The sequence below is a fragment of the Facilibium subflavum genome, from assembly GCF_003574485.1.
Lineage (GTDB): Bacteria > Pseudomonadota > Gammaproteobacteria > Francisellales > Francisellaceae > Facilibium > Facilibium subflavum.
In genome coordinates, this window is the sequence record NZ_QLIT01000030.1 from 1 (window position 1) to 20433 (window position 20433).

Annotated in this window: 22 protein-coding genes; 1 reads left to right on the plus strand and 21 read right to left on the minus strand. The window is 35.3% G+C overall.

Annotated elements, in window-relative coordinates; genetic code table 11:
* Positions 1-18 precede the first annotated feature (18 nt).
* The 20 genes from tnpA to DNK84_RS02470 form a co-directional block, all read right to left on the minus strand.
* Positions 19-336: an IS66 family insertion sequence element accessory protein TnpA gene (tnpA, locus tag DNK84_RS02375; protein ID WP_119342808.1), complete on the minus strand. Its 318-nt coding sequence runs from the start codon at positions 334-336 to the stop codon at positions 19-21.
* Positions 337-407: 71 nt separating this feature from the next.
* Positions 408-1037: a P-loop NTPase family protein gene (locus tag DNK84_RS15190; RefSeq protein ID WP_119342978.1), complete on the minus strand. Its 630-nt coding sequence runs from the start codon at positions 1035-1037 to the stop codon at positions 408-410.
* Between the two features lie 3 nt (positions 1038-1040).
* Positions 1041-1718: an ATP-binding protein gene (locus tag DNK84_RS15195; RefSeq protein ID WP_119342979.1), complete on the minus strand. Its 678-nt coding sequence runs from the start codon at positions 1716-1718 to the stop codon at positions 1041-1043.
* Positions 1709-2242 (minus strand): DUF6155 family protein, encoded by a 534-nt coding sequence (locus DNK84_RS02390; RefSeq protein WP_119342980.1) that lies wholly within the window; start codon positions 2240-2242, stop codon positions 1709-1711. Before DNK84_RS02390 ends, DNK84_RS15195 begins: the two co-directional genes overlap by 10 nt.
* A 44-nt stretch (positions 2243-2286) precedes the next feature.
* Positions 2287-3606: an ATP-binding protein gene (locus DNK84_RS02395; RefSeq protein ID WP_119342996.1), complete on the minus strand. Its 1320-nt coding sequence runs from the start codon at positions 3604-3606 to the stop codon at positions 2287-2289.
* 217 nt (positions 3607-3823) lie between these two features.
* A complete protein-coding gene (locus DNK84_RS02400) occupies positions 3824-5383 on the minus strand; it encodes an ATP-binding protein (RefSeq protein ID WP_119342981.1) in 1560 nt (519 codons plus the stop codon).
* A gap of 30 nt (positions 5384-5413) precedes the next feature.
* Entirely contained in the window at positions 5414-5785 is a 372-nt protein-coding gene (locus DNK84_RS02405) for a four helix bundle protein (RefSeq protein WP_119342982.1), read from the minus strand.
* Between the two features lie 87 nt (positions 5786-5872).
* Entirely contained in the window at positions 5873-7021 is a 1149-nt protein-coding gene (locus DNK84_RS02410) for an exopolysaccharide biosynthesis polyprenyl glycosylphosphotransferase (RefSeq protein ID WP_208123238.1), read from the minus strand.
* Positions 7022-7086: 65 nt separating this feature from the next.
* Complete coding sequence (locus DNK84_RS02415; protein ID WP_119342984.1) at positions 7087-7911, minus strand: glycosyltransferase; 825 nt, start codon at positions 7909-7911, stop codon at positions 7087-7089.
* On the minus strand, positions 7904-8986 hold the full coding sequence (locus tag DNK84_RS02420; protein ID WP_119342985.1) for an NAD-dependent epimerase/dehydratase family protein: 1083 nt from the start codon (positions 8984-8986) through the stop codon (positions 7904-7906). The genes DNK84_RS02415 and DNK84_RS02420 overlap by 8 nt, the downstream gene beginning before the upstream one ends.
* Positions 8983-10500: a GMC oxidoreductase gene (locus DNK84_RS02425; protein WP_119342986.1), complete on the minus strand. Its 1518-nt coding sequence runs from the start codon at positions 10498-10500 to the stop codon at positions 8983-8985. Before DNK84_RS02425 ends, DNK84_RS02420 begins: the two co-directional genes overlap by 4 nt.
* Complete coding sequence (locus DNK84_RS02430) at positions 10484-11212, minus strand: hypothetical protein (protein ID WP_162902164.1); 729 nt, start codon at positions 11210-11212, stop codon at positions 10484-10486. The genes DNK84_RS02425 and DNK84_RS02430 overlap by 17 nt, the downstream gene beginning before the upstream one ends.
* Before the next feature lie 422 nt (positions 11213-11634).
* Positions 11635-12354, minus strand: a complete 720-nt coding sequence (locus DNK84_RS02435) for a 6-hydroxymethylpterin diphosphokinase MptE-like protein (protein WP_119342988.1) — start codon at positions 12352-12354, stop codon at positions 11635-11637.
* A 113-nt stretch (positions 12355-12467) separates the two neighbouring features.
* Positions 12468-13700 carry a polysaccharide biosynthesis protein gene (locus DNK84_RS02440; protein WP_162902165.1) on the minus strand — a complete coding sequence of 411 codons (1233 nt, stop codon included), beginning with the start codon at positions 13698-13700 and terminating at the stop codon, positions 12468-12470.
* Positions 13701-13905: 205 nt separating this feature from the next.
* Positions 13906-14535 carry an HAD family hydrolase gene (locus tag DNK84_RS02445; RefSeq protein ID WP_208123239.1) on the minus strand — a complete coding sequence of 210 codons (630 nt, stop codon included), beginning with the start codon at positions 14533-14535 and terminating at the stop codon, positions 13906-13908.
* Between the two features lie 15 nt (positions 14536-14550).
* Positions 14551-15501 (minus strand): phosphoglycerate dehydrogenase, encoded by a 951-nt coding sequence (locus DNK84_RS02450; RefSeq protein WP_119342997.1) that lies wholly within the window; start codon positions 15499-15501, stop codon positions 14551-14553.
* A 2-nt stretch (positions 15502-15503) separates the two neighbouring features.
* Positions 15504-16265, minus strand: a complete 762-nt coding sequence (locus tag DNK84_RS02455; protein WP_119342991.1) for an HpcH/HpaI aldolase family protein — start codon at positions 16263-16265, stop codon at positions 15504-15506.
* On the minus strand, positions 16265-16945 hold the full coding sequence (locus tag DNK84_RS02460; RefSeq protein WP_119342992.1) for an acylneuraminate cytidylyltransferase family protein: 681 nt from the start codon (positions 16943-16945) through the stop codon (positions 16265-16267). Before DNK84_RS02460 ends, DNK84_RS02455 begins: the two co-directional genes overlap by 1 nt.
* Positions 16946-16986: 41 nt before the next feature.
* Positions 16987-17490 carry a sugar phosphate nucleotidyltransferase gene (locus DNK84_RS02465; RefSeq protein ID WP_162902166.1) on the minus strand — a complete coding sequence of 168 codons (504 nt, stop codon included), beginning with the start codon at positions 17488-17490 and terminating at the stop codon, positions 16987-16989.
* A 38-nt stretch (positions 17491-17528) separates the two neighbouring features.
* Positions 17529-18917: an RNA-binding domain-containing protein gene (locus DNK84_RS02470; RefSeq protein WP_119342994.1), complete on the minus strand. Its 1389-nt coding sequence runs from the start codon at positions 18915-18917 to the stop codon at positions 17529-17531.
* A gap of 279 nt (positions 18918-19196) precedes the next feature.
* Between DNK84_RS02470 and DNK84_RS02475 the strand changes: the two genes are divergently transcribed.
* Positions 19197-20108: a hypothetical protein gene (locus DNK84_RS02475; protein WP_119342995.1), complete on the plus strand. Its 912-nt coding sequence runs from the start codon at positions 19197-19199 to the stop codon at positions 20106-20108.
* Positions 20109-20114: 6 nt separating this feature from the next.
* Here DNK84_RS02475 and DNK84_RS02480 read toward each other — a convergent pair.
* A partial coding sequence (locus DNK84_RS02480) for a DUF4143 domain-containing protein (protein WP_119342998.1) occupies positions 20115-20433 on the minus strand: 319 nt, incomplete at its 5' end.

A 20433-nucleotide genomic window follows, 5' to 3' on the forward strand; every position in this document is an offset into this window, starting at 1 on the left:
AAATTGGCCAGGTAAATCTCATGTGCCGGCGTTAACATCACAAGGTACCCTTAATGTGATCCCAAATGGCAAATCAATTTCAATCATGCCTTTTTGTTTTGCCGTATTTGCATCGATATGAAAAGGAATAAAACCAGAAGGGGCATGAGGTGGGCTTGTGTCATCCTTTGTTACCTTAATGCGCGGTTTAAGCGCACCTTCTGCAATGAATTTGGTACGCCATTTGGAAAATGATGCTTTGGATACTTCCTGTTCCTGGCAGAATTTATCCTGTGTTAGCCCTGAGACTTCCCAATCCCTAATAATTGATAGCCACTTGATTTGCGTTTCTGTCATCGTCTGTGCTCCATATTTGTGAATAAACAACAACAGTATGATTAAGAACAAACGCCTTTACTAGATGGGGTTTATGGAGCGGTTACTAAATAACTATAAACAATGCTGGCATAAAAGCCCTCATATTGGTTAATTTTGTTGTTACGATACCAGTCATTGGGAATTGAAGCAAAATGCTGGCTAAATATTGTCTCAAGCATCTCAAAGTTATCTTTAAGCAACGCTTGAGATAGTTGATAAAAATGCTTGTTTTTGATTGTCGCACCAATCGCAATACTTGCAAATGCGCCATTTAAACTTGCTTTAACTTCAAGGTTAGGATATGTCAACACATAAGCATATTGCGTTCCAATTGTCGTGGGCGATTTAATGGTCAGATAACCCGTTTGAAATAGCAGTGTCTCAATAGGCATATTATCGATATCAAAGGTCTTTAAGACATCTTCCCCAACCACAATCTCTTCCAGGTTCGGAATAAAATAACGATTTTTTTCCACCATTTTAATTAAAAATGTTGGTGTTGCGGTCTCAAACCAATAACTATGATAGCGATACCCTTTATCTATAAATAATAATATATCAAAAGGGTTGTAAACCTTTTGGGCTTCAGTCCCTGCAAAATTATAGCCATTATACCACTGCTTAAGCATCTGGTAATCAACCTGATTATCATCTAAATGGGATTTAAATGTCGCTTCCAACTCTTATTGTGTATAGCCGCATATGTCAGCATAGCGTGTATCCAATGTAATATCATCCAGATTATTTAGATCACTAAATAAGCTAATCTTACTAAACTTTGATACGCCTGTCAGCATTGCAAATTGAATATTCGCATCTTGTGATTTAATCACGCTGTAGAAATTTTTCAGCTGCTGGCGCATTGCCTTTGCATTATCACTGTCATCAATATTATCAAGAATAGGCTTATCATATTCATCAACCAAAACAACAACTTTATTATGCACTTTAGCCAAATGTCGGATCAAGTAGGCAAAACGCGTACTTACTTCATCATACAGATTCTCAATGTGATATTGCTGATAATACATATCTAAAAAACCGGCAATCTTTGCATCTAAATGCTCAGGCGTTGAAACATTTCCTTCGCCAAAGCTAAAATGCAATACAGGGTAGATAACTGTCCAGTCCCAGTTATTTTCTAAATACAAACCTTTAAACAATGCTTTATTGCCTTCAAACGCCTGTTTTATGGTGTCTATCAACAATGACTTACCAAAGCGTCTAGGCCGTGAAAGAAAGTAGTATTTTCCCCGATTTGTGAGGTTGAACACATGCGGTGTCTTATCAACATACACATAATTGTTATTAATAATATCTGTTAATGTAGCGATACCTATCGGCAGTTTTTTCATTCGCATTCTTCAATCTCATCAAAATAGTCAGAATATATCGCTTCTAACTGATCTTGAAAACCATAGCCATCACAGGCATTGGCATATAAAGCGCGCAGTCTAGGCTTAAATTCAGCCAAAAAATTATGCTTAACCACCTGTTTTAAAGCCTGTTCGTATAGATTCTCTGCACGATCATAAAATTTTTCATCCTTAGGGCCATAGGCATTAATAAATTCAGCTAAACACTCAGCATAATATAACGTTAAATCTAATATCAACTTTGGATCATTGCTAATTTTCTTAAAGTCGCTCAAGGCCTTATTTGCCACTGAAAAACGAAGTTTAGGAAATAGTTTCTCTGAGTTGGAAAACTCATCTTTCATTATCGATTTGTAGTTATTCAACACATCCAAAACAGGTGCTTCCATCATATTATAATACTTCTTAACTTCTGGCACTTTTTTGTAAAGTGTTATCAGCTCATCAATCAAAGCTTCCTTTGTTTTTTTGGATAATTGTCCCTTAAAGGTCATCAAATTTTTTGCCATAAATTTCTCCTAAACATTCTTAATTCAACATTCAGCATTACAAGCTAAAGTAGTTCATCAATATCGCCAAGTGATAATAGTTTATATTCAATATCATATCCATCATAATAACTCACCAGTTTATGTGACTTTAATATCAACTTTTCCAGATTCAATTTTTGCTTATTGAGCTTCACTTCACAAATGACAAGCTTCTTGTCTACATCATCTAACGCTACGATATCAATCTCATTGAAATTTCCGCGCTCCCAGTACGAGCCTATTTTGGTATATATTTGCTTGCTTTTCAGAATTTCTATAAACAATTTCTCCAAAATTTTTCCTTTAAATATTGCGATATCGCGATGAATAATATCTTTTAACCTCAGGAAATTTTCCGCCTCTATAAGTGACTGATATTTAAATATAAATCTAAACCAAAAAGCTAAAAATATGTCAACTATCTCGTATTTTTGAACCTTTGAATTAGGTTTGGCGGTGATTGGCTTAATTGACTTAATGATAGAATAATCGTGCTCTAAACGATACAAATGGCCCGAGATATTACTTTGTAAAATGGATTCTATCTCAGCTCGAGAAGTCTTTGAATCTGCTATCAAACTCAAAATCGAAAAATAGACACTATAGGCCTTACCAAACTCCTCTATGAGCCTGTTCTTACCTTCATCCAAAAAAATTGAGTTAGGTTCAACAATTGTATTTATCATCGACTTCAAATCAAAACTATCATGCAGGCTAAATAACTCAATATATTTCGCCACCCCACCAGTCAACGAGTAAAAATCAAGCATGTTATCGGCATTGTAGCTATGATGGTCTTGTAATATTCCTTTTAAAACAGCTGGTTTAAAAGGCTTAAGCTCTATTTTAAAGTCGCAACGCCCAAATAGGGGCTCACTAATATCTTCATATATCTTTTTCATCAAATGATAAATTGATCCACAAGTTATCAAATGCACTTTTGAGCTGTTCTTATTTACATCCCATAACTTTTGCACACCCGAATATATGGAAGGATTAATTTTTAGAAACTCTTGGAATTCATCAATAATTATTGTGAAGGATAACTTTTTGCCTAACTCTAGCAAATATCCAAACACATCTTCAAATCTAGACAACTCACCAAATAGTTTCACGCCAAGCTTATTGGTAATTTCATAGCAAAAATCTTCGCATAACAGTGCTTCAGCCTTTTTAGCAACAAAAAAATACAGCACTTTATCATCGGTATAGTTTTGAAGCGCTAAGGTCGTTTTGCCTATCCTTCTTCGACCAATTAGCATAGTCATTACTGACTTTTGCGTCTTTAATTTATCTGCTTTTGCTAAGACAGCCAACTCATTTTCTCTATTATAAAATTTCATTATAATAACCACTATTGTCATAACTCAGGTTATTATAACATGAGCTTCCTTATATCGGCAAATTTCCTTTGCCATAAAGTAATTCATGGCCGTGCTCCTGCGACTCTGATCATTAGTTGTGCTGGCAATCCTCCCAGTTTTAATTTTTAATTTTTAATTTTTAATTTTTAATTTTTAATTTTTAATTTTTAATTCAACATTCAACATTATTTTGCCCTCACACTTTCTCAACAAGAAAATCAACGAGATTACGCGCATTAGCATCAAAGCTCATACCAATTAAATAAATGGGTAACTGCCGGCTGATATATTTCTCAGGGTATCGACGCATTTTTATTTGCGCCAGTGCTTGTTTTGCATCACCGTATTTTGAGAGCTTAAACTCAATAATCAGCACTTTATCAGGCATAATAATCGTTAAATCAATCTTGCCATGGTTTGTTACATCCTCAGCAATCAAGTCATAACCTAGTGCTGCAAAAAAACTATACACAATGCTGGCATAAAATCCTTCGTATTGATCAATATTGTTATTTCTATACCAGTCATTAGGAATAGCCGCAAAATGGCGAGAAAATATTTCCTTAAGTCCCTCGAAATCCTCTTTAAACAAGCTCTGTGATAGCTGATAGAAATGCTGGTTTTTGATCGTAGCCCCCGTTGCGATACTGGAAAATGCGCCATTTAAACTTGCTTTGACCTCAAGATTAGGATAGGTCAATACATAGGCATATTGTGTACCAATGGTTGTTGTATTCCTTATCGTTAAATAGCCTGTTTGAAAAAGTAACGTCGCAATCGGCATATTATCAACATCAAAGGTCTTTAAGACATCTTCACCCACAACAAGCTCTTCTAAATTTGGAATAAAATAATGATTCTTTTCAACCAGTTTAATTAGAAAACTTGGCGTTGCTGTTTCAAACCAATAACTGTAATAACGATAACTATTATCAATAAATAATAAAATATCAAATGGGTTATACACCTTTTGGGCTTCAGTGCCAGTAAAATTATAACCGTTATACCATCGTTTTAATAACGGATAATCAACCTGGCCCTTATCAAGGTGGGCTTTAAACGACGCTTCCAACTCTTTTTGTGTATAGCCACAAATATCGGCATAACTTGCACTAAGCGTAATATCATTTAAATTGTTAAGATCGCTAAAAAGACTCACTTTGCTAAACTTAGATACGCCCGTCAGTAGTGTGAATTTAATATAGCTATCATTCTGCTTGATATAGGTATAAAGTCCTCGCAAAATTTCACGCATTTGTATTGCTAACTCGCTATTGGTCAGATTATCCAAGATTGGCTTGTCATATTCATCCACTAACACAACGACCCCTTGTGGAAACTTCTTGTGCAGCAATCTCATCAACTCACCGAACTTCACACCATAATCCGTCTGTTTTAGCAAAACACTATATTCCTCGGCATGCTGATCCAGCATACTATGTATTTCGGTGAAAAAACGTTCTTTGCTGTGGTAGCTTGAGCTAACGCCGAAATTAAGGTGTATGACAGGATATTTTGTCTGCCAATCCCAATTTTTTTCCAAATACAAACCCTTAAACAGCTTCTTATTGCCCTCAAATGCCTGTTTTATAGTATCCACCAATAACGACTTACCAAAGCGTCTAGGTCGAGATAAAAAATAACGCCCACCACCAGTATTAACGAGGTTGTATATATGTTTTGTTTTATCAATATAAGCATAGTTCTCAGTCATTATTTTCTCAAAACTTGAGATACCGATAGGAAGCTTTTTCATAACGTGCACCAACTCGCTTTAATTTAATTTTTAATTTTCATTCTTATTTAGCTTTGATGATTTTACAATACTTGTAAGCAGTTTAACTATTTCGTCAATCTCCACTCTTAAGCTTTGTACATGTGAGTCACTAGCTTTCAAATAATCAGTAACAATAAGCAGATCAATCCAATACTTGGTTTCTCTGGCTTCTTTACTCGCAATACTCATTTTAGCTATAAAATCATTTTTACTTTGCCCTGCTTGCGCTTCATTTACATTCGCACCTATTGATGTCCCACTTCGAAGTAATTGTTTCGACAATACATACTCTTTCTTATCATCACACAAGTGCCTATAGAGTTTCACCGCCCTGACTGCAAATTCAAATGCTTTGGCTACAACAACGTTTTCTTGCTTCACAACGCTACTCTTAATTTTTAATTTTTAATTCTCAATTCTCAATTCATAATTCATAATTATTAACCCTTCAACATTCAACATTCAACATTATTTTGCCCCAAACCCCGTTAAAATGGTATAGATCGTTTTAAAAACGATTTTTAGATCCAAAATAAGTGAATAATGCTTTACATAATAAAGATCGTACTGAAGCTTAAGCTTCGTTTGATCTTGGTCACTGGTATAACCTTGTGTGACCTGTGCCCATCCTGTAAGCCCTGGTCGGACCAGGTGTCGCAATCGATAAAGCGGGATTTCCTTAGAAAACTTTTCCACAAACACTTTTTGCTCTGGTCGTGGCCCAATTAAACTCATATCCCCTTTTAAGATATTAATAAACTGCGGTAACTCATCAATACGAAATTTACGCATAAAAGCACCAAACTTTGTTATCCTAGTATCTTTTGTTTTAGCCAGTTGCGCACCATTTTTTTCAGAATCTTTTATCATTGATCTAAATTTATAAATTTTAAACTCTTTACCATTTATGCCTATTCGGTACTGTGTATAAAACACAGGTCGCCCCATCGTTATTAAGATAATGCATGCCACAATGGCAAATACAAGCCCTAGTAATGGTAGTAATAATAAGGCTAAAATAAACTCCAGCGTATTTTTAAGCAAACGATACCACAAAGGTATAGAAAAGCCTGCATACATCCAGTTTTCATTTAATTGTGCTAAAGAAAGGCGCTGCTCAATTAACTCTTCATAGGTACCTATTGTCAGCACTGGAATATCATGTTGTGAAGCGTGAAAAATTAATAAATCCCAGTCATCCTGATAAGCATATTTTCGATCCACAACAATCGCATGCACCCGCTTTAAATCTTGTGGAGTCACTTTAGGCTTTGACACTAATTTAACTTTATGACTCATGCACGCTTTATTTAATAAATCTGGATGGATTAATACCCGATAAGGGTGGCCAAAAGCACGAATAATGCAAAAACGAGCAATATTGACAATAAAAAACCAACTGATAATCGCACAACTGCCAACCAAAAACACATGAGATGCTTTGCGCATTACAACGGTTACAGCCGTAACAATAAATAAAAATAAAACGGTAACGACAATTACATGCGTGTAATATTCTAATAGCATTACTGAGCGTTGATAACGAAAAAGCCAGCTAAAAATAAATATAACGATTAAAAACACCTGGCTTTCTTCACTTAGGCTCCAAAAATGCATGAAAGACAGCATGCAACTAATAAAAATAAATAGCTCAATAATAAATGTTAAGAATGAGGATTTGTTCATTTACTATGTCTCTCTTCCCTTATATAGTTATAAATATATTTTCTAACAAAAACTGGTAATAATCTCACAGGAACTCTTAGCATAACAAGCTTAAACCATTTCAAAAAAGGAATAAATTTATGTTGCCTCATAAATTTAAGTAGACACAATTCACTCTTGGCATATAGCTTGCCACCTCGCTTCGCTAGCATATTTCTTCCTGCTCTAACGTAAACAAGCGTATCTATCAAATTAGCACATCTGCAACCAGATAAAATCATTCTAATCCATAAATAATAGTCTTCCATATATAATAAGTGTTGATAACTACCAGCCTTTACAACAGACTCTTTCCTATAAGCAACTGCCATGTGATTAAATGGAGACCTTGACTTTGAAAATTCAACAATTTGATTGTGTTCAAGCGGCAGCTTTCTACTTGCATAAGGTAAATTATAGTTATCCGCAAACTCTTCAATAGTACCACTTGCTATGTCAATATCTGAATTTTTCAGCATAAAAGCCACTTGCTTTTGAAACCTCTCCGGAACACAAATATCATCAGTATCCATTCGTAAAATAAGGTCGTATTGACAGTGTTTTAAACCCTCATTTAGAGCATTTCCTAATCCTTGGTTTGTCTTTAAACAAATAATACGCAAAGGTAGCCGTTCTTCAAACTTCTTTTCTATTGTCAATAACTCATCATTAACGGGGCCATCATGAACAACGATAATTTCAGTAGCCTGCAAAGTTTGATCTACCAAGCTTTGCAAACATTCAGCATAACTGTTTGGATCCTCTTTGTCATAAAGCGACATTAAAACAGAAAACTCACTCATCCATTACCCTCTCTAATTCTTTTTGAACTCTTAAAACACCCTTTTGAAAATCATATCTGGGTTGAAAATCTAAATCCAGTTCTGCTTTAGTCGTATCTGCAACAGATAGCGAACTATGCACACATCTTGTCATCCCAATTGTAGATTGTGAAGGCAATGTCTCCGTTGACAAAATAAACTTTCTCAAATCTGACAAAGAATACACTGACTGGTATTTTCTTCCACGAACTTTTTTGGCCACGTTAGTTAGCAGGTTCAATACATAGCCGCACCTAGTCTTAAACCAAATTTTCAAGAGTATATTCAACCAATTTGAATTACTGAACTCAGCACCATTATCGGTAGTTAATCTCATAGTCTCCTTACCGGTATATTTAGATAACAATCTAGCATGGCTTTGATAAAAATCTTTCCAAGAAACTGATTCACCAGATAAAAGATATTTATTAAAACCACCTGACTTAAAGATACTAGATTTAATAGCACTAGCAACATCATCAACGTAAATGGCATTGCAAACCCCATTACCAGCTTTTGGCAACAAGATTTCTGACGATTTTGCAAAATAAAAGGCCTGACGAGTCCAAGCCCCTCCTAAACCAAACACTATAGTAGGCTGAAGGATAGTAATATCAATACTTTCACTTTTATACTTTTCAAGTTCTCTTTCTATACGTTTCTTCTCAAGAGTATATGGATCATAAAAACAACTTGGTGAGCTATTCTCATTTATCTTCTCATAGTGCTCATAGTCATACACTACATAGCTGCTTATATATATTAACTTTTTAACTTTATTGTTCATACAAGCTTTAAGTAAATTGCAAATTCCTATAATATTTTCTTTATAAGAATGATCAAACGCACAGTGAATAACAGCATCAACATCTTCACAAGCACGATTCAAACTATCGTAATTACTTAATGAACTCTCATAGCAAACAATATTTTTTGGCTTATTGTTCTTACTTTGGCAATTTCGAGCAAGCAGATGAACTTTCTCAAACTCATTTGCATATAAATCTAAAAACCGGCTACCAATAAATCCAGTTCCACCGGTGATTGCTATTTTCATATAACCTCTCTTAGATAATTTGCTAACCTTACTGCTAATGCTGCTATGGTATAACTACTATTCACATTCCCTGCTGTAGCAAAAACAGAGCCGTCACAAACATATAAATTAGAAAACCCAAAAACCTTTAAATTGCTATCTACAACCCCATCATCAGGGGTCCTGCCCATGCGCGTTGTCCCCAAGTGATGGCAGGCTGAGGTGAAAATTTTTTCCCAATTAAAGTCTGATAGCTTGTGGGTAAAACAATAGTATTCTTTTGGGAATAGTTCTGTCAACAAAAGCTCAAACCATTTGTAAAGGCCATCAGTATCTTCCTTCATTAACTGCCAGTTGACCTTGCTAATAGGGTAACCCCATAAATCACGCTTTTCTGATAAGCTCACTGTGCTATTTGGATTTGGTAATTGCTCTGTCACAAAAAATAAATCCGCATATTTAAACTTAACTTTTAAAGAGTATTTATAAACTAATATCTGCCGAATAACATTTGGAGAAGTTAAAACATTCCATATATCCTTGAAGCCAAGCTTTCCGTCTTTGAGAGCCAATAAAGAGAGTTTTATTTTTTCAGACTCATTATTAATTCCCTTGACAAAAGAAGGCCGTAAATAGAAGTTATGATTTGGCAATTTATGTACTTGCTGCTTTTGTCTTGTTATTTCAAAACCTGATTTTATTTTAACCGAAGAACTTAGTTTTGTATCTGAGTAAATAGGATACGTTTCAGGTTGTAGAAATTCCATCTGGCATAAGTTCCCCATTGGGTGATCCATTAGGTATTTGCCTATATTATCGTTTTTAATACCTGAGTTCAATAGCAAACGTGGCGTTTCAAGCGCACCAGCACAAACGATAAACTGCTGTGCTTCAATCGTTGTAACACTGCCATCAGGGCACCCAATTTTAAGGAATTTAATTTTATCATCATGATAAATAAGCTCCAAAGCAGTCATATTTAAATAACAATGGAATTTGTCTGAGTTATCACAAATTTTTCTTATAACTGATTTAAAATTCACTACGGGAATTGGTTGTTGAAAAAGTTTATTAGCCAAATACTCCTTATTATAGGGTAGGGATTCCAGTTGAGCCTTTAACTGGCTTGGTAAGTTTATTTTATTAAAACACTCAGGCTGCTGCACGCCCAAGATTTTCCCAGCCTCTATATAAGCATTTTGTAGGTCACTTAAACCAATAGGCCAACCACTATTAGGGATCCAATTTCTCTTTTTGAAATCAATTTCATCTAATGGTGCCAAGACACCATGCCATAAATTTGAGGTCCCTCCTAGCTGAATAGAGCGCGTACTACGAATGCCAAACTCTCGGCCTACCGACTCGTAAGTTACATTTGCCTGACCTTTTTTCAAGCCACCTGCTTCTATTAGAGTAAAGCCAACACCCATATCATATAGCCGCTTAGCAAGCGTCCCTCCTGCTATGCCAGAGCCAATGATACATATATTGGCACGTTTTATTTCACGAGAAGGAGAGTTAACAATCACTTTCATTACTCACTACTTGGCACTGATTTAATTTTAATAACATAACACCAACTACAAAAGTTGGCCAAAAAATTGGAGCGCCTGCCAGACTAAAAATGATATACGTTAATATAGGGTACTTCATCTTTTTATCTACAAAATAAAATTGCAAAAGAATAAATATATAAATACCAACACCAATAAGCCCATAGTATAAATATGCTTTCAGAATTGACACATGTGGAGACCAACCATTAACGTCTAGCACTTTAGTAATTGTTTGATAAGAATTTCCATAACCAAAAATATGATTCGTAACTGTGCTATGGTCAAAAATATGTAGTGCCGACTTAAAGAAGTCAATTTTACTTTGTAAGCTTCCATCACTTCTTAAATGAAGCGGATCGGCTAGAAAAAAGAAAATGACGCAAAAACATAAAAACAAGGCAGCTATTTTAAATAATATGTCTTTTTGAGTAACTGCTTTTTGTAATAAAAATTTCATAATAAAAACAACCGTTAATGCTATCATCGCAGAACGAGCCATCGTTGTAATAAGCAATAAAAGTAAGAGAATCTGCAATGTCTTTTTATATCTAAATCCAATCTCTAGAGAAACAATAAATAAAAAGGAGATAAACTGCCCAGTTACGTTTGTCGTTGCAAAAAAACCAAGTGTTTTAGCCTGGTGACGTGTATGGTAGTTCAGAAAATATTCCGGTCCATAATAATATCGCACACACATGTCTATAACTAACACAAAAACCAAGATAATGTAAAATACTGTTATCAATCTGCTTGCTAACTTATCATTGTAAGCTAATTCTGACTTCTGTATTTGATAGAATAGTGTCATGACAATGGGATAAAATATATACAATAAGGGCGTAAACCTCTCTGCCTCTGGTCCACTAAGGTTAAAAGAAAATGATTCTGTTGTTACTAACCAACAAGTAAGCAAAAGTACAATGACTATTATGCTATAAAACAACTGTCTGACACAGTAACTTGGAATTAACAGTTGACTATTTAGACATAATGCCAAAAGTGGGAGCATCCCCCAAAAGAATAGGAGTATAATCCTAATTAATGTATTGTCAACATTATAAATTGTCCCTGCCAGCAAAGACAATAACAAAATAAATGTATAAATTGAATACCTCAAAACTTTACTTTCCCTTTTGGTATAACCTTCAATTGGCTATCAACCCCTGCATTTACTAACTTAACATTCCTCTTCTTCAGCTCATGATAGGCTTTGGTAAAACTTTGCTGCATCCTTTGAGTCTCAGGTAAGTGCCATTTTTTCCCCTTACCAAAATAGCGAGGATCAAAGTGATTCATATCATCTTCTGTTGATGTCAGGACAGCACCTGCTTTTTTAACAGTATTTGGAACTTTATAAGAAAGATCAACACCAATCAAATAAATAGGATTGCAGCCCAGATAATGTGCCAACTGTATATTCATATATAACACAGTCCCTCCCCAGTAAGACTTTTTTTCGAACTCATCACCAAACAAAGGAAAGTGCTCATTTTTGGGACGCATATATGAGCGCAAAAAATTTATGTAAACCGTGTCATTATCAGGCTTAATGATATGTTTTAAGTCATAGGGGATTACTTTTATCGTTTCCTTCAAAGACATTATCTCTAATTTATTGTCAGTCGCTGGCAAATGATCCTCAACAGTATAGTACGTTGGAATAAAATCCAGCTCCTCCATTTTCAAGTAGAAACCATTACAAGCAATCGTAACCATATCTTTAAAGCGATTCAAGTCCATTTTATTAATGCTAGGCCCACCACCAATAATAATACATGGCTGGTTTAAATGCTTATTTTTAAGCGCGGCAAGCTTTTTTTTGTTTTGGCGCATGAATTCACTTCTAGGCTTACCCCATATTGAAGTAATATATGATTCTTTTAACTTTCTCAGGTAGTATCTAACGCCTCTATAGGCTAATGAACTTTTGATTACATTATTCAAACTTATACCTCTTTCAATAAAAACAAAACTAATAATAAAAAAAGCAATATAACCAATGCTGGCAAGAAAGCCTTTTTCTCTGCATCGAAAAATCTTTTATTAAACGCCTTATAACTTTTTAACACCACATAAGGCGTATAAAAAATCAAATACGAACATAGCATTGCCACTGGGAATGATAGCAAAGAAACTTTAAAAATTAAAAATAAACAAACAGCTATAATTATCATTAAAGCCCCAGTAACACCATTTGCAATATGCCAGATAATATGATTTGTCAATGTATATATTTGCAGATGCATTGCCCCAAAACGCTCCAACAAAAAAGCGAGCCCAAAAGCCACCCAAACGGGCATATTGGGAAATTGAACACTAGAATGAATCAGTAGCATAAGTTTTTGCCCAAATAAAGCTAGAAAGAAAAAAAGACCAATAAAAACACAATATGAATAAAGCATCCTTTTTTGCGCTAGTGGAAAAATACTAGCTCTACTCGATTTATTCATGTACCACTTAGCAAAAACTGGTAACTTAGAATAAAATGGTGCTTGAGAAAAACTGCTACAAGCCCTTATTAGTTGTAATGATAACATATAAACAGCTGCTAACTTCGCTTCAGCTAACCTAGCAAAAACAATGCCACTTAGTTGGATCAGACCCAAAGAAAAAATAACACCAACCCCACTACGCCAAGCAGTCGGCAAAATAATATCTTTTTTTAATTTTTTAGACATCCTAGTTGCAAAAGTAGTCTTAATAAAAGCAAAATTTTGATGTGATAATACTTTCTGCTTTTCTATGAAGTTAATTATAACATTAAAAATATTCCATAGATAAAAAGTAAAAACAGTTATCAATAACGATTTAAACAACACAAGCATCAATGCAGAGCTTATAATAGCTGCTGTTGAGCAAAACATTTGACACCGCTGCACCCAAGAAACTTTATTCATCCCTTGTAATAATGCAACATAGGCATTCCCATAAAGCGATATTGACGCAACAATCAACACAAAAAACCACCCAACCCAGGAACTCATAACAAAAGAGGAATTATTTAAGGGTTTCACGGCCAACCAAGAGCCAAATATAGCAAATAATAAAAAACCAACAACAGAAAGCTTTAAATAAATACTTTTTATAGCCTCAAAAATACAATTAATACTTCTATAATTTGGAGTAGCTTCATCAGTAGTGCTCATGTTACATATTTGCTTAATACTTGCACCAGACATGGAATAACTAACCAGTCTTGTAAAAGTGGGTGTAAAGCCAAAATCCAATAGCAATTGAAAGCTAATAATTGAGCTATATAGATACCACACCACTATGTCCTTTGAGTTGAAATGACTCAGAATAAGCGGTAACAATAAAATTAAGCTTGATGATTTAGCAAACAAATTCCCCCAAGTCATTAGTGTTGGAGACTGCCATAGCCGCTTAACCAAAATAATACCCTTTTAATTTTGGAATTATATTAGCATAAAATAATAAGCTATCACTTTGATTATAAGCAAAAAACTTTAACTTATTATCTTCAGCTGCTGCTAAATCATTAATAGAATCACCAATTAGGCAAGTTTCACAAGTTTTGTAGTGATTCTCATGCAAAATATGTTTAATTATCTCACTCTTAGCCCTGGGTGAGCCGTATATAGAACGAAAATATTTAGAAATACCTAAAGTATCACAAATATAGAGCAAGTCATCGTGATCTGCCCCAGAAGCAATATGGATGTTATAGCGCTCAAAATTTTCAGAAATAAAATCAATTGCATCTAAAATCAAGTATTTTTTTGAAGCAAGCTCTTCCTTAGTTAATCTTGAATAATGCTGGCAGAACTCCTGGATAGCTTCATTGCTAATTTCTTGCTGCATAATAACTTCAAAAAAATACCTGACCTTTTTATAGCGAGAAACACCACCATTTTTCTGATGATAGTCCAATAGCTCTTCAACCTTATCTACAGGATATTTCGAAAAAAGTTGCCTAAAAGCTTCCGTTTTCACTGGAATAGAGTCTAGTATGACCCCATCAAAATCAAAAATGATATTCTTTATCTTTACCACTAAGCTCACCAATAACTAAAATAAAACTTCATTTTTTATTGGCAATTGCTGACTAAATTTAATTGCAGCATCAACAGCACCAATTTCCATGTCTGTTCGACTATCCTGTGTGCTTGCTCCCATATGACAGGTTAACAAGCAATTCTCTAATGAGAGTAAAGGGCCTTGATAAGGCTCCTGTTCAAACACATCTATAGCCGCTTGAGCTTCTGGGTTCTCTTTCAAAAATTCATACAAGCCACCTTCATCAATAATACCACCTCTAGCAGTATTCACTATCATCACGTCACTTTTCACTAATTCAAGCTCAGGCGCTGATATATATCCTTCTGTATGCTCATCAAGAGGTATATTAAGTGAGATAACATCACTATACTTTAGCACTTCAGCCTTAGAAGCCAACTGGATACGGTTAATCTTAACAAAGGCATAGTCTGGTTCTAAATCATACACTAAAAATTTGACATTAAAAGAAGATAACAAGTGAACCAGAGTCTTGCCAATACGACCCAAGCCAATAATACCTACTGTTTTATTATTTAGCAACATTCCCATATGGCGTCGCCACAACTGGTGCGTCTTCATATTATTATTAGTGACTGTAATCTTTCTTGCCATATCTAAAATCAGCCCAACGCATAGCTCAGCAACCGCTACGGTTGGGGCATCAGGCGTGTAGGCTACTCTGATATTATATTTTTCACACAACGCAAAATCTATGCCATCAAGGCCAATACCCACACGAGAAATGAGTTTCAAGTTTGGCGCATTTAAAAAGACTTCTTCCGTAATTTTCTCTGTGCCTGCAATTAAAATATCGGCATCTTGTATTTCTCGAGCTAATTCATTCGATGTAATCTTTCGGCCAAAGTTATTTTTTCGCACGTCAAAACCATTGTAACGTAATAGCTTCTCAGGCTCTGTAGACGTCTTTGAAAAAGGATCTGTTGATATATACACTTTCACAACTAAAATACTCCCTTGATACATCGCATTCCCTGTCGCGCAGCACCACCCAAAAACATAAAGTCCAAGCTATAAGCAAGAAATGTGCAACCATCCTTGATTTTTGCCTGCAGTTTAACAGGATCACTTTCTATTACATGAAACCCTGCTGGGAAATTCATCTTTTTTGCTACTGCTAGAACTTTATCTATTGCTTCTCTAACCTCCAACTGTTCATATTTACCAGGCATCCCCATTGAAGCTGATAAATCATAAGGGCCTATAATACAAGCATCGACACCCTCTACTTTCATAATACCTTCAATACAATTCACAGCATTAATATGCTCAATCTGCACTACAATCACAAGCTCATTGTTTTGCCAATCAACATATTCATCAAATCCAATACCATACCTTTGAGCGCGCGACAGCCCCACGCCTCTCGTACCCAATGGAGGGTACTTAGCAAAGCTGACTGCCTTTTTTGCACACTCCACACTGTTGACCATTGGCACAATAACACCATCAGCACCAGCATCCAAGACCCTTTTTATAATAACCTCTTCATTTTTACCAACTCTGACTAAAGCTTTCATTCCATTTGCCTGAATAGCTGTAATTAGCTCAAAAGCAGAGTGAATATCAATTGCTGCATGCTCCAAGTCGATAGCAAGCCACTCAAAACCCGCTGTTGACATAATCTCGACAACAGAAATATGGTTTATTGTCAGCCACGAGCCAATGCTTAACTGGTTTTGTTGTAACTTTTTTTTCAAAGACATTACTTTTCCTTTAGATTTATATACATGAACTCAGCCAGAAGAAAGTCCTCTGGCTCATCAATATCTATGGCCTCCAACTTGCCTACCTCAAACATATTAGCTTTTAAACCAATCCGTTTACTTCCTGCTTTCAAAAAAGAATCTCGAGAGAAAATATAAAAATTGGAATTCTCTTCATATAATGGTTCTAAATCCTGTGTTCTTCTTAACTCTTCTGGATTATGATTTATGGGTTTTGCGTGTTTGTCATAAAGGCGTGTCTGTAATTTAGTTACTGAAAAAATAGAGTCACTTGTATTAAGGTTCTCAAAGAAATAATGAATTGCACTATCTATTGTTTGTATTTTTATCAATGGATTGGTGCTATGCGTCTGAATAAAGTATTCTCCTTTTAGGATTGACAAGTCATATGCTATGATTTTATTCATTGAGACATAATCGCCAACTAATTCTAAAGGACGCTCAATAATTTCAACTTGTTGCTCCGAGTAGTTAGATTTAATATCTGCTATAATCGCAGGGCTATCCGTATCTATGACCACTCGCTCAATATATTTACTTTTCAAAAGTTTATTCAAAATTGCATGATATAACGGAGCACCATCAAAAAATTTTAAATTCTTATTTGGAACTCTCTCAGAGTTTCCTTTCATTGGTAGCAGCGCTGTTATTCTATTCATAATTTTTAGTTTTCCTTCTACTTTTAAAACAAGCCTCTAAGTTAGTGGACACATTTTCCTGTAGATTTCTCCTGCCTTAACTTATAACCTATTTTTGCTGATTCTGGCTTTATACCAAAAGCATAAAGCCAATCATCTTCTACATTAAAGCTTTGCATTATATCAGTAATTTCTGAGAAATTGCTGATATAATGGTCCGACGGGGAAACCAACATAACGCCTCCTTCATCTTCTTCCATCACTGCCAATGCTGCAAGCGTGATTGCAGGCGCAGTATTTCGAGCACATGGCTCTAATATAATAGCGCCAGCATTGAGTTCTAAATTACGCAAAGACTCTGCCACTTGAAAACGATGATCTTCATTACATACAATAACAGGGGCATGAAATAAGTCTTTATCGTGAAAGCGCATACAAGTATTCTGCAACAAGTTTTTATCATTCAAAAGTGGTATAAACTGCTTTGGTGATTTTTCACGCGAAAGCGGCCATAACCTTGAACCCGAACCTCCAGAGAGAATAACAGGGTATATTTTTCTATTCACTTTACTCTTATTTCCAATTTTTAATTCAACCTTCTTACTCACCCATCCAATACCTGCCAATATCCTGACTTAGTACCACCAATCCTTTTAAGCTTGCCTTCTTTCTTTAGGTTTGCCATATGCTCTTTAATCGTCCCATCTGCCTTAGCCAAAATTCGCATTAAATCCGATTTTGTATATTTTGGGTTCTGCCTCAAAAGTTCCAATACCATTTCTTTTGTATTTTCTTGGGCGGTTTCTTGGGCGGTTTCTTGGGCGGTTTCTTGGGCGGTTTCTTGGCTAGACTTATTTTTAATAAATTTCACCTGAACAAAGCTCGATTCATCATCAATCTCAACAGTAAGCTCTGGATAGCCTTGTACGATAGAATGAATTTTACTAAACCCAGTACCCCATTGTTCAATTACCTCTAAGCGCTTAAGCAATACACCTAAGTGTGGATTTCTTAACTCACTATATCCAAACCCAAGTTTTTCTTTATCAATCATTAAAACGCCAGGGCTTGTGATCTCCAACATGTCATCAAAGATAGCCACTTTAATATCACTGCCTGATATCGAATAATCTCGATGCAAGATAGCATTAATTAACACTTCGCGCAACGCTAATAACGGATATTCCCACCTATTTTCACGATAGACTTCACCAATCGTTGCTCCAAGTCGAATGTTGCGCTTAATAAATTCCATCGCGCTTTCAACAGCTTCAACAATATCACAATCATAAGTTGCTTGATCAAGAAAAACCTTGGTTTCAACCCCCTTAAAACGTGCGCACTCAATTTTTGCATAAGGAAAAAAAATTTGTTTTTTATTAGAAAAAATAATACCAAGATTCGTGAGAAAATATTTACCTCTTTCATCGCAAATCAGTTTTAATTTTTCATACAGGGATAGTGAAGCTTTCTCATTTAAACGATGTGTCAAATTACTGAATAGTTGATGCGCTTGAGCTTCCGTCACTTCAATATCGTAATTCACCAGACTATCAAAATGTAAGTTACGCTTTTCTCTCTCAAGCGAGATTAATGTTTCTTCAGATGCTAGTCTATTACTAGAGCCAAGCCTAATGTAAGTGCCATTCAATTTGCCTTTACGCTTTACATAATGTGGCTTCTGCGAAGACGAGTAAAATTGACAAATCAAAAGCACCTTATCTTGTGTGGTGTAAGTATAAATTTCTGGGATAATCAGCGGGTAACAGTGATCGTAGATAACACTTGTTAAATATTCTTCAGATTCAACCACTTTATCTGGGTCTATGCCAATCACGTTACTCTTATCATCAACACCAATAATCAAATATCCGCCTTGTGAATTTGAAAAAGCACATGCCGTTTTTGCAAGCTTATCCGCAGCGGGAAGTTCCACTTTAAACTCAAGCTTTCTATTTTCTTTTTGTTTAATTAAACCAAAAATTTCCATCATTCATTATGCTTTCATTACTCAACATTTTTAATTTTTTTAATTCAACATTTTCTTTCCAATACAGCTGCCGCTAATCATAACCACTTTTAGCCTCTAGCTCAAGTACGTAATTGTAAAAAAATCATCGTGATAAACAACACGCATACAACAAGTGAGAGGTGTTTAACTCCTGTGTAGAACGTTAAAATAGCCACATTCATTGTAAAACCAGGAAAAACAACCTTGGATAAAACGCTGACATCAGTTAATATCTAAAAAAAACATTTAAGGATGACAGCAATGAGCCAACTGTTACCACATGAAGCAGAATACTTCTTTAAACTTCACCGCTCACTGATGCATTTCACGAATCAAAAATATAACATAAGCGCCAAGTTTAAAAAAGTTGAAGACTTTCAGAGTTTAGATAACGATGCGCTACAAAACGTAATCCCTGCAATCAGGGAAAAAATGTACGACACCGCGCATATTAAACAATTTTGCGATGAAAACCCTTATGATTTAACAGAAAAAGACTTAGCGGTTGTTCATCAATGGAAAGGCAAACTCATCACCAGTGGCTTTCTTGTCAGACACTTACGTGATTACTCTGTTGTGATGGCACCCCCTTCACCAAAACAAGACAACAGACTATATGGCATTAAAGGCATCACACACAGCTTGGCAGATTACCTGCCATCAGACTGCCTGCCTTATCAGACATACTTCATCCTACTGCCATTTCTAGGTCATATCGTCTATGATGGTTTTTTTAGTGCTAACAGCATTTATTTTGGCTCAAATATCAAGCGTTCAATCAAGGATGAGTACAACCATATTAAAGCGTTAGATGGTATCTATGCCAAACACACCATTGGTGATGACTTATCAAACCCACCACAAACCGCATCGGTGAAAGACGTTGTGACCTATAGCATTAAAAATGCGCTTGATGAAGGCGAATTTCCACACAAGGCACTGGAATATGCAAAAAAACACAATGAAAGAGCGGTATTTGAAAAGGCATATACGGCTAAATTTATCAAAAATGATAAAAAACACTTAAACGATAATGATGAGTTACCCAAGATGCACTATGGCGCTTATCGTGAAACAATTATTGCTGTCCAGCCAACTAAAAAGGATCTTTTGGCTTTTTGTAAAAAACACTATCCAAAACTTGTTGATTATATTACCGTTTTTTCGGTGTAGCCTACCTTAATGCTTAAGAATAGCCTCAAGATTAACTAACGCCTCTTGCACTGGTATAACTTCAACATCTCCCTCATAGTATCTTCTTGCACCGCCATAAACCATATAGCACCTGGCAACGGGATAGTCTGACAAAAATAATTTCAACCCCTTAAAGTCCTTTGGTTGCAACTTTTGTTTATTCTTAACTTCAAAGGCATATAAACCATTATTACCGTAAAGAACAAAATCTACTTCTATCTTATTTCGAGTTCGCCAATAAAAAATCTCATAGCCTAAAAAGTAATAATCATTTATTGCTCTTAAACACACATTGATCACGCCT